This is a genomic window from Methylomonas sp. MED-D (assembly GCF_050276835.1).
GTDB classification, from domain to species: Bacteria; Pseudomonadota; Gammaproteobacteria; order Methylococcales; family Methylomonadaceae; genus Methylomonas; species Methylomonas koyamae_A.
The window spans coordinates 3,084,727-3,099,073 of sequence record NZ_CP189965.1 but is presented as its reverse complement, the minus strand read 5'-3'; the positions used below and the strand labels follow the sequence as shown (position 1 = coordinate 3,099,073).

The window sequence follows — 14,347 nt, the reverse complement described above, 5'->3', positions numbered from 1 at the left end:
GAGTGCATCACGTGCAGCAAACAACGTAAATAAGACCACTGATGAAACTTTATGAATACTTCCAAATACAATCGACTGGGCCAGAAAATCACACAATCTGTACGTGGACTAAGAGGTCATGAATAAAACCGCCACTGCCCAACAAGCAAAAACCGCAAGCTTTGTGCCGCCCGCACAAGGCTTGCTGCAACGCAAGTGCGCTTGCGGCAATCATACGGTTGCGGGTGGGGAGTGTCCGGTGTGTGCGAAGAGCAAGACTTGTCTACAACGGAAGCTTGCTATTGGTACAAGTAATGATCCGCTGGAACTTGAAGCTGATCGGGTGGCGGAGCAGGTGATGTCCATGTCGGTACATTCCGCAGTAAGTTCCGCACCACCACGTATTCAGCGCTACGCCGGGCAAATAAGTGAGGGGTCGAATGCAGCCCCCGCTAGCGTAGACCGTGTTCTTGCTAGCCCAGGTACTCCTTTGGAGCCAGCATTTAGACAGGACATGGAGCAGCGCTTCGGGCATGACTTTTCCAGAGTGAGAGTGCATTCCGGCGGAGCCGCTGAGCAGTCGGCATGGGACGTGAATGCCAATGCGTACACAGTGGGAAATCACATTGTGTTCGGCACGGGCCGCTTCGCGCCTGGAACTCATGACGGGCGACGTTTGATTGCACACGAACTGACGCATGTAGTCCAGCAGGCTGGGGCAAAGGGCGCTCCCCGTTCGCCCCGCGTGATTCGGCCGGGCGAAGCACGGCAAGCTATTGCGCGCGCACCGGCCCCTCCAAACCGCCAGCTCGGCTCCGGCCCCCAGCTGCCGGCTGACGCGCAGATGGTCGACCTCGCTAAGATAGAGTACACACAGGCAGACATCAGCTTCAAGACCGGTGGCGGAGTCAGCCTTGGCCGGATGGCGGCCCAGATGCGCCAGACGGGTTGGGACGTTTCGCAGCCCGCCGATGTCGTGAAGATGAGCGATGGGCGACTGGTGTCGCTTGATCACCGGCGCCTGTGGGCGGCTGAAAGAGCGGGTATTGCCCAGGTATCGGTGCGTATTCACACGGAGTCGGAGCTGCTCGCCGCCGATACTGCCGTGCGTTTCGAGATCAGCAAAGGCAGGGTACCGCAGGGCACGAACCCGAGCACGGGTACGCCATGGCAGGCTGGCGACGCGCCACGCACCTGGGGCGAAGCAGTCCACTTCCGTAGTGCGGGCCAGGGTTTCTCGAAAGTGGGCCGGGCAAGCAACAGCGGTTTCGATCCCACGGCACTTCCGGGCGGCGGCGTCCGCGCCCCGTCGTTCCCAGCTACAGGCAGCAAATACATGCCTATGCGCGTGCAACCCGGACCTCTTGACCAACGGATCGACCCGACTGCGGGGGGCTCCATGATCAAGAGCGGCGGCGTGCGCAAGAATGTGCCCACAGGTAAGATCGTAACGGGCATGATCGACGGTAAGACCGCCGGAAGCGGCCCCTCCGGGTCCACCGGACCCGGAGGGGCCAGGCCCGTCGCGGAGACGAAGCCGGCGGCGACCGAAGGCCGCGGTCCGTCCGTGAGCGAGATCGTGGTGCCTCCGCATGCACAAAGCATCAACGCCACCCGCGGTGCGATGGAGGGCGCTTGGTCGGCGCTCCTCGCCCACCAACTCAGCTATGTGCGTGGTGCGGAACTGAAGAAGGCCTTCGACGCTCTGGCGGCGCTGGAGCCGACGATCGAACAACACCGCCAAAAGGGTATCGACGTCACGATCACCGTCGTCGCAGAAATCCCTGACCGGCCGGACGTGGCGGCCCTAGCGACCGGTGTCGGCGACCCCAGCCAGGTCGTCCGGTTCCGTGACATGTTCGTCAGCCATCTCTCGTTGCCGCCATCTGCAGCGACCTCTACGGTCTCGACCATGTACGACGCCGGCGGCCATTCCCATGACCATGTGGGCCTGGGCGACATGACGCTGGATCAGCAGATCAGATCTCAGTTCGGAGACAAGTATGCCGTGCCTGGCACCGGACCAGACGCCGGTTTTCACTTCGCCGAGAGCAAACAGGTCCTGCCCGGCTATGCGCAGCACAAAGCGGCGGAACCAGCTTCGCAAATGGCGTCGCGCACCTTGGGCCTCAGCGGGACCTGGACGCCGGAATTTCGCCAGATCTTCGCTGGCGACATCAGCCAGGTGATGCCTCTCACGGCGCGTGCGCTGAAAGTCGAGGTGGACGCCAGTGGCGCGGCGACGCCGAGAATGACCTTGGCCAGCCGTGCCTATGCCTTCGAAAACGGCGGACCCAACGCCACGATGGTCATGACCGGTCGTTTCAAGATGGGTGATGGTTATCCGCCGCAGGCGCAATGGCATTGGAGCGCGTTCGAATACCATCCGGAGAAAGGGCTAATCCTGGAATGGGCGCATGGACAAGACATGACCCACGACAATTTGTGGGACGCCCTTTTCCTGTGGCGTCGCCTCTAGCAGCTTGTCGGAGCTTAGTACAAACCTATGGTTCTACCGAAGCTGGTAAGGTAGCTAGCCAAGTAGGGTGCATTACATGTAGCAAGCAACGGTAAATAAGATAAACGATGAAATTTGGGCGCGAATTTTTAATAACGACCGAAAAGGTGCGTGAAACCCTACTTTCTTCGAACTGCGGCGAAAGGCTAGCGACTAGCCGACCCACTATTGAGTAACGCAACATTTAACGAGAAATAACGATGCGCTCAGCCACCTCCAAGTTAAAAGATTTCGGCGATGATCTTAAGGATGTTCTGAACAAGCTGATTCCGCTCATGGTTCGACAAACTCTCCGCGAACCGAATCAAGCTAATGCCGTTAATCCCGAACCTGTCGAAGCACTTAATCCTAACTTCCTGAAAACAGCTGATGCGTCGGTCATACCGATTGGCGCGACGCCACCGCCAGGAGCTTTCTCATGAGCGGTTTCCCCGGCTCTCCGAAACTGATCAAGGGTGGGGTGGTGCTGATCGATCCCGGCAGCGGCGCGGTGCGGCGCATCATCGCCTTGCAGTACAACCCGGATACGATTACCCGCTCCTTGCAAGTGCAAGGTATCGGCGCCGATAGCGGTGACCGTTCCGAAGCATTGCGTCTGAAAGGTCCGCCGGTGGAAACCATCAAGCTGGACGCCGAAATCGATGCCGCCGAGCAGTTGGAAATCGCCGACGGCCTGGCGACTCAAGTGGGTTTGCATCCGCAACTGGCTGCGCTGGAGTTGATCGTCTATCCGAGCAGTGCTCAGCTCCAGGCCGCCAATAGTCTGGCCCACGCCGGCACCCTGGAAATCGCCCCCGCCGAAGCGGCGTTGATGCTGTTTATCTGGAGCAAGCAACGCATCGTGCCGGTGCGGCTGACCGAGTTCAGCATCACCGAGGAAGCCTTCGACGCGGCCTTGAATCCGATTCGCGCCAAACTCAGTCTGGGCCTGCGGGTGTTGAGCGTCAACGACATCGGCTTCGATCACAAGGGTGGCAGTCTGTTTATCAGTTACCTGCAAAACAAGGAGCAGTTGGCGCAAAAATTTGCCGGCGGCGCGTTTGCGGCGCTGGGCATCAGCGGTATTTAGGAGACGACGATGACCGATCCGAACCTGGCTTTGCAACAACTTCTGCAACCCGGCGGCAATGCCAGCCCGTTTCCGCCCGGCAGCCGTTATTACAGCATTCCGACCGCGATTCTGGAAAGCGCCGACGGTCGTAAGATTGCCTATCTGCGCCGCCGCTTCGTGCCGGCGCCGGAGCGCTTCGAGCTGCTGCAAGAACATACCGTCAGTCAAAACGAGCGGCTGGATAACATTACCGCCCGCTATCTGGGCGACCCGGAACAGTTCTGGCGGCTGTGCGACGCCAACCGCGCCTTGCAACCGCGCGAGTTGGAGCAGGCCGGTCGCAAACTGCGCATCACCTTGCCGGAAGGCATACCGGGACCGGGTAATGCTTAACGGCATCAATCTGACCTTGCTGATCGGCCCAGCGGTGCCGATACCGGCGCCGACAGCGGTGATCGAGGCCTTGACCAGCGTCCAGGTCAACAGTGGCGGCGAACGTAGCGGGTTTCAACTGGTGTTCGCGGTCGGCTCTCGCTCCTTGCTGACCACCACGCTGTTGCCGGCGGGCTATTTCGATCCTATCACGACGCGGGTGATGGTCATCGTCACGCTGAACGGCATCCCCAACGTGCTGATCGACGGCATCGTCACCCGCCAGGAAATGTCGCCGAGCAGCGAGCCGGGCCAGGCAAAGCTCACCATTACCGGCGAGGATTTGAGCGTGCTGATGGACATCGTCGAACTGAAACGGCCATTTCCGGGCATGGACGAAACCTTGCAAATGCTGACGATACTGGCGCCGTATGCCGCCTTCGGCGTGATTCCGTTGGTGACGCCACCGCTGTTTCTGAATTTTATGTCGCCGACCGAGGGCTACGAATCCCAGGATTCCACCGATCTGGCGCATATCAAGAAACTGGCCGCGCGCAACGGCTACGTGTTTTACGTCGAATCCGGGCCGTTGCCGGGCCAGAATCTGGCTTACTTCGGCCCCAACATTCGCCTCCCGATTCCGCAGCCGGCGCTGACCATCAACATGGATGCGCACAGCAACGTCGATAGCCTGAGTTTTTCGTTGAACGGTCTGGCCAAGGAGGTGCTGATCGTCACGGTGATGGACCCGATCACCCGCAAAATTCCGATTCCGGTGCCGATACCCAACATCAGCATTTTTCAACCGCCGTTGGGCGCGCGGCCGACGCCGCCGGCCAAGGTCAGGTTTGCCAAGGACGTCGCCGACAAACGCCCGCCGGGGGTGGTCAATCTGATGATAGGGCAAATGCTGAAAGGCTCGGCGAACGCGATAACCGGCAGCGGCTCGCTGGATGTGTTGCGTTACGGTAGCGCCTTGCGGGCGCGGATGGTGGTCGGCGTGCGCGGCGCCGGTCTGGCTTACGACGGTTTGTATTACGTCGATAGCGTTACCCACAATCTGAAACACGGCGAATACAAACAAAACTTCACGCTGTCGCGCGACGGCTTGATTTCCAACACGCCGAGGCTGCCGGTATGAACGAAGAGAACAAATACTGGGGCAAGTATCGCGGCACCGTGGTCAACAATGTCGATCCGGAACAGCGCGGGCGGATTCAGGCGCTGGTGCCGGACGTCAATTCGCTGATTCCGACCACCTTCGCCGAACCCTGCGTGCCGTTGGCCGGACCGACCGGGCCGCCGATGGGCGTGTACATGGTGCCGCCGATAGGCGCCGGGGTGTGGATAGAGTTCGAGCACGGCGATCTGGACAAACCGATCTGGGTCGGCTGCCGCTGGGGCTTGCAAACCGATATTCCGTTGGCGGCGCTGGCCGGCAATCCCGCCGATCCCAATATCGTGATTCAGTCCTTGTTGCAGCAAGGCATCATCGTCAGCGATTTGCCGCCGGCGCCGCCGCCGCAGGTGATGCCGCCGATTCCGACCACCGGCGGGGTGATCTTACGCAGCACCACTGGCGCTTACATTGTGGTCAACGATGCGGGCATTTTCATCAGCAACGGCAAGGGCGCCAGCCTGGAAATGCTGGGGCCGGCGGTGATGATCAACAAGCTGGCGCTGGTGGTGACTTGAGATGGCCGGCTTCTTAGTGCATGTCGGCGCGCAGGTGTTATGCGCCCACGGCGGCCAGGCGACGCCGACCGTACCCAACCCGCGCGTCACGGTCAGCGGTCAGCCGACCGTGCTGATGACGGCGCCTTATATCGTGGCCGGCTGTGCGTTGCCGCCGCCGCCCGCCGCCAACGGCCCCTGCGTGACCGGGCAATGGCTGATGGGCACCACGCGGGTCACGTCCAACGGCCAACCGCTGGTGGTGCAAAGCAGTCAGGCGATTTGCGCGCCGACCGCGACGCCGCTTTTGATTTTATTAACCCAAACCCGCGTCAGCGCGCTGTGAGGATGCCATGAGAGCCGTCGATTTTCCTTTGCATTTCGACCAGCGCGGGCGCACCGCAGTCACCGCTTACGACGAGCATATCCGCGACATGATCGAACAATTTCTGTTCACCAACAACGGCGAACGCGTCAACCGGCCTGATTTCGGCAGCGGCTTGCTACAACTGATTTTCGCGCCGAATAGCGCCGAATTGGCCGCGACCTTGCAATTCACGATTCAGGCCGGCTTGCAGCGCTGGCTGGGCGACGTGCTGGATGTGCTAGGCCTGGAAGTGACCAGTCAGGACTCGACCTTGCGGGTACAGGTGCAATACCGGGTCAAGCGCAACGGCGAGGTCCGTAGCGCGGAATTTCTGCGGAGTCCGACATGAACGCCTCGGCATTGCTGTGCCGCGAGGACGGTCGCCGAGCGCTAGTCCGGGCCAGCGAGAGTTTGAACGGCTTCGATTACTTGGAAGTCGGCGACGACCAACTGAGCTTGACGGTGTTTTTTCTGCGCAAGGCTCCCGATCACCTCGACGCCGCGAATCTGCGTATCGTCGGTGGCGAGCGGATTACCGGCATCCGGGTGGTGTCGATTGAAATCGTCCGCGACGAAGACCCGGAGCGCGACGATTACATGCTGGTGGGACTGGACCGTTACGGCGATTTTTCCAACTATCGCTTGCACGCGGTGGCTTTGGACGAACAAGGCCGGCCTACCGAGCGCAGCATGGCCGGCTTCGATCCGCGTTACGCGAGTCTGGAATTCAATTTCAAGGTGGCCTGCGGCGGCGACATCGACTGTAAGCCGGCGCAGGATTGTGCGGCGCCGGCGGCGGAATTGCCGGAAATCAATTATCTGGCCAAGGATTACGCCAGCTTCCGGCAATTGATTTACGACCGGTTAGCGCTGACGCTGCCGGATTGGCGGGAACGCCACGTCCCGGATTTGGGCGTGACGCTGGTCGAATTGCTGGCTTACGTCGGCGACCATCTCAGTTATTACCAGGATGCGGTCGCCACCGAAGCGTATCTGGACACCGCGCGGCGGCGGATTTCGGTCCGGCGCCACGCCCGCTTAGTCGATTACCGCTTGCACGAGGGTTGCAACGCCAGGGCCTGGGTGTGTCTGGAGGTATCGCAAGATTTGGCCGTCGAAAGCGCCGATGTGTTTTTTATCACCGCGTTCGATTCCGGCGACGACACGGCTTTGCTCAAGGCCGAGGATTTACCGCAAACCTTGCCGCAAGCCTATTTGGTCTACGAACCCTTGCTGGTGCCGGCCCAGCAAACCCTGCACTGGTACGCGGCGCATAATGCCATCGATTTTTATACCTGGGGCGATGCTAAATGCTGTCTGGCCAAGGGAGCGACCTCGGCGACCTTGCTGGACCCCGGCACCGAAAGCCGGCAACTGCATTTGCAAGTCTGCGACGTGTTGATTGTCGAGGAAGCGCTGGGACCGCACACCGGCAACCGCGCCGACGCCGATCCCCAGCACCGCCATCCGGTGCGGCTGATTGCGGTCGAGGAGGGCGTCGATCCGTTGACCGGGCGCTTCATCGTTGATATTCGCTGGAGCCGGGCCGATGCGTTGCCTTTTGCACTGTGTTTGTCGGCGGTCAAGGACGAAGATTGTTCGCCGCTGACCGGCGTCAGCGTGGCGCGTGGCAATGTGGTGCTGGTCGATCACGGCGAAACGGTGACCGAAACGCTGGAAGCGGTGCCCGGCAGTTGGCAGTGGCCGGATTGCGACGATTGCGGCGTGCGCGAACCGACGGCGTTGCCGTTGCGTTACCGGCCACGTTTGAGCAAGCCCGAATTGACCCACGTCCAGCCACTGCCGGCCTGCCGTCAGTCCGATCCGTGCGGCGCACACGACCTAGTCGTCGCGGCCAGCGGTTTAGCGGATCAGGATGTACGCCTGGCATTGCCTTGGCTGGAATTGACCGAAACCGATCTCGGCGCTTGCGATAAGCCGGCTACTTGGTCTGCGCAAGCCGATTTGTTGAACAGCAACGCCGGCGACCGTCACTTTACCGTCGAAATTGACGACGATGCGGTTGCCTGGCTGCGTTTCGGCGACGGCCAACAGGGCCGGATGCCCAAGCCCGGTACGCGCTTCGCGGCCCGCTACCGGACGGGCAACGGCCCGGCCGGTCTGGTCGGCGCCGAGACCATCACACGCATCGTATTTCGTAATCGCTTTCCCAGCGGCGCGACCCTTTCAGTGCGCAATCCCTTGCCGGCCCAGGGCGGCGTGGCGGCGGAGCCGGTGGCTCAGGCGCGCTTATTGGCGCCGCACGCGTTTCGGCAAGTGTTGCAACGCGCCGTCACTTGCGACGATTACGCGCAAATTGTAATGCGCGATTTCGCCGCCGAGGTACAAAAAGCCGCCGCAACGCTGCGCTGGACCGGCAGCGGCTACAGGGTGTTGGTGGTGGTCGATGCCTACGCGGCCAGTGCCGACTGCCGAAGCTTGCTGTGCCGCATCGACCGGCATTTGCGGCGCTACCGGCGCATCGGTCACGACCTGGAAGTGGTTGCCGCGCTGCAAGTGCCGCTGGCCTTGATCTTGAAAGTCTGCGTTCGGCCCGGCTTTTTGCAAAGCCAGATTAAAGCGAGCCTGCAAACCATGTTCAGCAACCGCGTTTTGGCCGATGGCCAGCGCGGCTTTTTTCATCCGGACAATCTGAGTTTCGGCGACGGCGTGTATTTGAGTCGCATCGTCGCGGCGGCACAAAAGGTGGCCGGCGTCGCCGGCGTCGAAGTCAGCGAATTGCGGCGCTTGTTCGAAGCCGCCGACGATGCAATCGCCACCGGCGTGTTGACGCTGGCGCCGCTGGAAATCGCCCGTCTGGATAACGATAAAGGTTTTCCGGAACACGGCTTATTGACGCTGAATATGGAGGGCGGACGATGAATACCATCTCATCTTGCGGCTGTTGCTCGGGCATCTCTGTCTCGGTGCCGGCGGCCATCGAGAACCGGCCCGGCTTGCCGGCCTTACACTACCGGATTGGCGATTACCACGGGTTTCTGGAATCGGCGCTGGCGCGCCTGTCCACGCTGAATCTGGCCGAGCCGGGCGAAGCGGGCCGTTATCCCTTGCAGGCCTTGACCAGTCGCCAGCCCGATGACTTTTCGATTGCGCTGCTGCAAGCTTGGGCTAGCCTCGCCGAAGTGTTGAGCTTTTATCAGGAACGCATCGCCAACGAAGGCTATTTGCGCACTGCCACCGAGCGCCGCTCGGTGTTGGAACTGGCCCGGTTGATCGGTTATCAGCCCCGGCCCGGCGTCGCGGCCAGCGTGTTTTTGGCCTATGGTTTGGACGATAAATTCGAAGGTCCCAGCCTGATAGCCAAAGGCGCGAAAGTACAGAGTCTGCCGGCGCCCGGCGAGTCGCCGCAAACCTTTGAAACCAGCGACGACCTGGAGGCGCGCGCCGCCTGGAATACGCTGAAGCCGCGCCTGAGCCGCCCGCAAACGTCGCTGTCGATGTTCTTCGATCCCGGCGGTCCGCGCGTCTATCTGAAAGGCATCAGTACCAAGCTGAACGTCGACGATCCGCTGCTGATCCAGATCGGCGGCAACGAGCCAGCGCTGCTACGGGTCGGCGAAGTCCTGCCGGAACCCGAGCACGACCGCACCCTGGTGCGTTTGCAGATTGGCGTGACGCCGATTGCCGCCGTCTTAAATTGGCAAGATGTACTGAACGATCAATACGCCTTGTTGCTGCTCGACGACGGCAGCGGCCAGCCGGGGTTTTTCGATTTTCGTTTCGACGTGGACATCGAACAGGTGGAGGCTGACGGCTTGACGCTGTATTCGCTGGCCGACGGCGGGGCCTGGTTGCTGCAGATCGGCGCCGAAGGTCACCAAATCGTGTTAAGCCGGAACAGCCGGCAACTGGGCTATGCGGTCAAGTCGGTGGACGGTATCGGCGCGACTGGACTGAGCTATCTGCGTATTTCCCTGGAAGGCTTGCAGGATTACCGGCAAATCATCGCCGGCTTGACGCAGTCTCCGTCGCTTCAGCCCCGCAACCAGGCGACCTTGACGCGCAATTTGGCCGGTCAGTTCTTTGCCGCACCGCTATTGGATCCCAGTGCCGGCGGCGGCGCGGGCGGCGGGGATACCGGCGGAAATGGGGGCGAACTTCGCTTCCGTGCCCGACCGTTAACGGTCGATGTCGCTGCTCGCTACGCGACCCAGGGCTTGAATGCGGTGGCCGACGCCAACAACGCCATCGCCAAGCGCTTCAGTCCGGCCTTACGCACGCATCTGGCCGCCGCGACCGCCAATACCCGGATCACGCTGGATGGGCCGGTGACGGTGTATGCGCTGCGCGGCAAGGCATCGCCGTTCGGGCATAACGCGCAGTTGCGGCAGACGGATTTCGCGAACGGTAATTACACGCTACGAGAATGGCAAATAGCCAACCCGTATAACACGCCAACCACGTCTAATACCGGTTCGGTTACCGGCGCGGTATTCCACCAGCCGACCACGCTATATCTGGACGCCGATTATCCATTGACCACCGGCGGCTGGATCGTCATTGCCAAAGCCAACGGCAGCGAGATCGTGGTGCGCCTGGATAAGGACACCCTGCAACACCGCTCGCTGGCCGCTTACGGGCTGAGCGGTAAAAGTCTGGCTGTCAGCCTGCCGAGCGATAAGGCCTGGATCGGCGAACCGACCGGCAACAACCCGGAGCCGTTCGCCACGGTGCGTACCACGACGGTTCACATTCAAAGCGAAGCCCTGGCCCTGGCCGAGGAGCCGATCAGCACGCCGGTGTGCGGCGGCGATAGCGAGTTGCTGGAGTTGGACCGCTACCACGAGGATTTGCAAGCCGGTCGCTGGGTCATCGTCAGCGGCGAGCGCGCCGATCTGCCGGGTACTTCCGGCGTGCGTTTCAGCGAATTGGCGATGCTGTCTTCGGTGCGCCAGGATTTGTATCGGCAGACCTATTACAGTTTGGCCGGCCGAGACGGCGGCGTCGATAAACTGGAGTACAGCTTGCCCGGCGACCGCATCCACAGTTTCGTCAAGCTAGCCAAACCGCTGGCCTATTGCTTCAAACGCGACACGGTGAAGATACACGCCAACGTGGTCAAGGCCAGCCACGGCGAGACCCGCAAGGAAGTGCTGGGCAGCGGCAACGGCGCCCAGGCCCTGCAACGGTTTACGTTAAAGCAATCGCCGTTGACCTTCGTCGCCGCCAACAATCCCGCCGGCATAGATAGCACGCTGGCGGTGTCGGTCAATGGCGTGCAGTGGCGGGAAGCCGAGGCTTTAAACGGTCTGAGCGCGACTGGCCGCGCTTTTGTAACTCAAACCGACGATGACGGTAAAACCTCGCTGATTTTCGGCGACGGTGTGCACGGTGCGCGCTTGCCGAGCGGGGTCGAAAATATTCAAGCGGTTTACCGTAGCGGCATTGGCAAGGGTGGCAATGTCAAGGCCGAGCAAATCAACCTGTTGCTGAGCCGGCCGTTGGGCGTCCGGGATGTGATCAATCCATTGCGGGCCTCTGGCGGCGCCGATCCGGAAAGCCGCGACCAAGCCAGGATCAATGCGCCGCTGACCCTGGCGGCGTTGGACCGGTTGGTGTCGGTACGCGATTACCAGGATTTTTCCCGGACCTACGCCGGCATCGGCAAGGCTTACGCGGTCGAGTTGTCCGACGGTCGCCGCCAAATCGTTCACGTCACGGTGGCCGGCGCCGAAGACATTCCCATCGACGAGACTTCCGACTTGTTTTTGAACTTGCGGCAAGCGCTGCACGACTATGGCGATCCGTTTCAGCCTCTGCAACTGGCGGTGCGGGAATTGTTGTTGATCGTCGTCAGCGCCAGGGTTCGCATAGCGCCCGATTCCCGCTGGGAAAATGTCGAGCCGGCGTTGCGCGGGGTATTGCTGGAAGCCTTTGGTTTCGAGCGCCGCGAATTGGGGCAGGGCGTTTGTCTGTCGGAAGTGATTAGTGCGATGCAAGGTGTGGCAGGGGTGGTGTATGTCGATGTGGACGCCTTCGGCGGCGTGCCGGAAAAAATCCCCGACGCGGCGGCGGGTCGGCGTTTGCAAACGCCCGCCGAAATCGCCGAGGCGGTGCAAGCCATCGCCGCGCAAACCCAACCGGCCCAGCATTTGGCCGTGAATCTGGCCAAATTCGAGAACGGCGCGATTCGGCCGGCGCAAATCGCGGTGTTGGCGACCGAGATTCCGGAAACCCTGAGCTTGAATCAGATACTGTGAGGCTGGCATGAACGCGACACTCGATAGACTCTACGAATTACTGCCGGCGATACACCGCATTCGCGATGCCGAACAGGGCGAACCGCTAAAGGCGCTGCTGCGGGTGATAACCGAACAGGCCGATCTGCTGGAGGCCGACATCGCCCAACTCTACGAAAACTGGTTCATCGAAACTTGCGACGATTGGGTGGTGCCGTATTTGGGCGATTTGATCGGCTACCAGCCGGTCGCCGAGGCCGGCCGGCCCGGCGATGCCGCGACGCCGCAAGGCCGGCTGCTGAACCGGGCCTTGACGCCGCGCCGGGAAATCGCCAACACCCTGCGCTATCGGCGCCGCAAGGGCAGCCTGGCTTTGCTGGAAAGTCTGGCCGCCGACGTGGCCGGCTGGCCGGCGCGGGCCGTGGAGTTTTTACCGCTGCTCAGCCGCACTCAGCATCTGAATTACCAGCGGCTGGCGCAGGGCCGTAGCGTCGATGTCCGGCAAGGCGCGACCTTGGCCTTATTGAACGGTCCGTTCGACGCCATTGCCCATGGCGTGGACGTGCGGCGCATCCATTCAAGTCACTCGCCGGGACGTTACCATCCGGCGGCGGTGAGCTTGTTCGTCTGGCGAATTCAAGCCTACTCGGTCAGCAAGACTTCGGCCTGCTGCGTTGAAGAGGTGGCGCCGCATTGTTATACGTTTAGCGCGCTGGGCAACGACAGTCCGCTCTATCACCGGCCCCAGGCCGATGTTGCCGATACGATAGCCGAAGAAACCGCGTTGCCGCTACCGATTCGCTGCCGCTTGTTTCATGCCGAGACCGCCGCCGCGCCGGTCGATTACGGCGAAGGCCGCAGTTTTGCGATCTGGGCGCCGGGTTGGCCGAAGAAAGACACGCCGCAGCCCTTGCCCAGGGATTTGCTGGTCAGCGCCGATCTGAGCGATTGGCGCTTCGTGCCGGCCAAGGGCCAATTGGCCATCGATACCGAACGTGGCCGGCTGGCGTTTCCGAGTAAGCAGTTACCCAAAAAAGTTTGGGTGTCGTATTACTACGGCTTCAGCGCGCCGCTGGGCGGCGGCGAATATCCGCGCGAACTGCGCCAGGCCGACGCCAGCCAGTTGATCCGGGTGTGTGGGCAGGACGAGTTGCAAAAAGCCCTGCTGCCCTGGCAATCCGGCCAAGCCGCCGGGCTACAGCCGGCCCGCGCCGTGGTCGAGATTGCCGACAGCGGCGTCTACGTGCTGCCGATCAATCTGGAACTGGCGCCCGGCCACGTCCTGCAGATTCGCGCCGCCGACGCCAGCCGGCCCATCATCCGCTTGCTGGATTGGCAGACCGACCAGCCCGACAGCTTCAGCATCCGCGGCGGCGCCGACAGCCATCTTGTATTGGACGGTTTGCTGATTGCCGGGCGCGGCATGCTGGTCGAAGGCCCGCTGGGCAGTCTGGTGATCCGCCATTGCACGCTGGTGCCGGGCTGGTCCTTGGATTGCGCCTGCGAACCTTGCCGGCCGGCCGAACCCAGCTTGACCGTGCTCAACAGTCTGGTTTGTATCCGCATCGAACACAGCATCGTCGGCTCGATACAGATCGGCAACGACGAAGTTAACGCCGAGCCGCTGGAGCTGCACATCAGCGACAGCATCGTCGATGCCACCGGCTGGGACGGCGACGGCCCGGAAAGCGAAGCCATCGGCGCGCCAGGTGCCGGTTTTGCCCATGCCAGCGCGACCATCGTCAGAACCACCGTGTTCGGTTGCGTAAACATGCATGCGCTGGTTTTAGCGGAGGACAGTATTTTCATGGGCACGGTCTGCGTGGCCCGCCGCCAATGGGGCTGCATGCGGTTTTGTTACGCGCCGCCGACTTCGCGGACGCCGCGCCGTTACCACTGCCAGCCGGACTTGGCGACCGCCGAGTTGAGCGGCGACGCCAAACTGCTAGAACAACGGCGAGTCGTGCCGCACTTCAGCAGCAGCCGTTACGGAACGCCGGCCTACGCGCAATTGGCCGCCGATTGCGCGGTGGAAATCGTGCGCGGTGCCGAAGACGAATCGGAAATGGGCGCGTTTCACGATTTGTTTCAGCCGCAACGTCTGGTCAACTTGCGGACGCGGCTCCAGGAATACACGCCGGCCGGCACCGATGCCGACATCATTTTGGCGAGCTAAGCCGCCGCAT

Annotated in this window: 11 protein-coding genes; all 11 read left to right on the top strand. The window is 61.7% G+C overall.

What is annotated here, in order from left to right:
* Nucleotides 1-118: 118 nt before the first annotated feature.
* Nucleotides 119-2,458 carry an eCIS core domain-containing protein gene (locus tag ACQE3E_RS13805; protein ID WP_427500661.1) on the top strand — a complete coding sequence of 780 codons (2,340 nt, stop codon included), beginning with the start codon at nucleotides 119-121 and terminating at the stop codon, nucleotides 2,456-2,458.
* Nucleotides 2,459-2,697: 239 nt separating this feature from the next.
* A complete protein-coding gene (locus tag ACQE3E_RS13800) occupies nucleotides 2,698-2,919 on the top strand; it encodes a hypothetical protein (protein WP_064027793.1) in 222 nt (73 codons plus the stop codon).
* On the top strand, nucleotides 2,916-3,566 hold the full coding sequence (locus ACQE3E_RS13795; protein WP_313730032.1) for a hypothetical protein: 651 nt from the start codon (nucleotides 2,916-2,918) through the stop codon (nucleotides 3,564-3,566). Before ACQE3E_RS13800 ends, ACQE3E_RS13795 begins: the two co-directional genes overlap by 4 nt.
* 9 nt (nucleotides 3,567-3,575) lie before the next feature.
* A complete protein-coding gene (locus tag ACQE3E_RS13790; RefSeq protein WP_313730033.1) occupies nucleotides 3,576-3,941 on the top strand; it encodes a LysM domain-containing protein in 366 nt (121 codons plus the stop codon).
* Complete coding sequence (locus ACQE3E_RS13785) at nucleotides 3,934-5,061, top strand: hypothetical protein (RefSeq protein WP_313730034.1); 1,128 nt, start codon at nucleotides 3,934-3,936, stop codon at nucleotides 5,059-5,061. The genes ACQE3E_RS13790 and ACQE3E_RS13785 overlap by 8 nt, the downstream gene beginning before the upstream one ends.
* The gene (locus ACQE3E_RS13780) at nucleotides 5,058-5,615 is read left to right on the top strand and encodes a phage baseplate assembly protein V (RefSeq protein WP_427500660.1); all 558 of its coding nucleotides are present in this window, start codon (nucleotides 5,058-5,060) and stop codon (nucleotides 5,613-5,615) included. The genes ACQE3E_RS13785 and ACQE3E_RS13780 overlap by 4 nt, the downstream gene beginning before the upstream one ends.
* A 1-nt stretch (nucleotide 5,616) precedes the next feature.
* Entirely contained in the window at nucleotides 5,617-5,940 is a 324-nt protein-coding gene (locus tag ACQE3E_RS13775; RefSeq protein ID WP_313730035.1) for a hypothetical protein, read from the top strand.
* 7 nt (nucleotides 5,941-5,947) lie between these two features.
* Nucleotides 5,948-6,310, top strand: a complete 363-nt coding sequence (locus tag ACQE3E_RS13770) for a GPW/gp25 family protein (protein ID WP_313730036.1) — start codon at nucleotides 5,948-5,950, stop codon at nucleotides 6,308-6,310.
* Complete coding sequence (locus ACQE3E_RS13765; RefSeq protein ID WP_313730037.1) at nucleotides 6,307-8,844, top strand: putative baseplate assembly protein; 2,538 nt, start codon at nucleotides 6,307-6,309, stop codon at nucleotides 8,842-8,844. Before ACQE3E_RS13770 ends, ACQE3E_RS13765 begins: the two co-directional genes overlap by 4 nt.
* Nucleotides 8,841-12,182 (top strand): putative baseplate assembly protein, encoded by a 3,342-nt coding sequence (locus ACQE3E_RS13760; protein WP_313730038.1) that lies wholly within the window; start codon nucleotides 8,841-8,843, stop codon nucleotides 12,180-12,182. The genes ACQE3E_RS13765 and ACQE3E_RS13760 overlap by 4 nt, the downstream gene beginning before the upstream one ends.
* 7 nt (nucleotides 12,183-12,189) lie before the next feature.
* The gene (locus ACQE3E_RS13755; RefSeq protein ID WP_313730039.1) at nucleotides 12,190-14,337 is read left to right on the top strand and encodes a hypothetical protein; all 2,148 of its coding nucleotides are present in this window, start codon (nucleotides 12,190-12,192) and stop codon (nucleotides 14,335-14,337) included.
* Nucleotides 14,338-14,347: the final 10 nt, after the last annotated feature.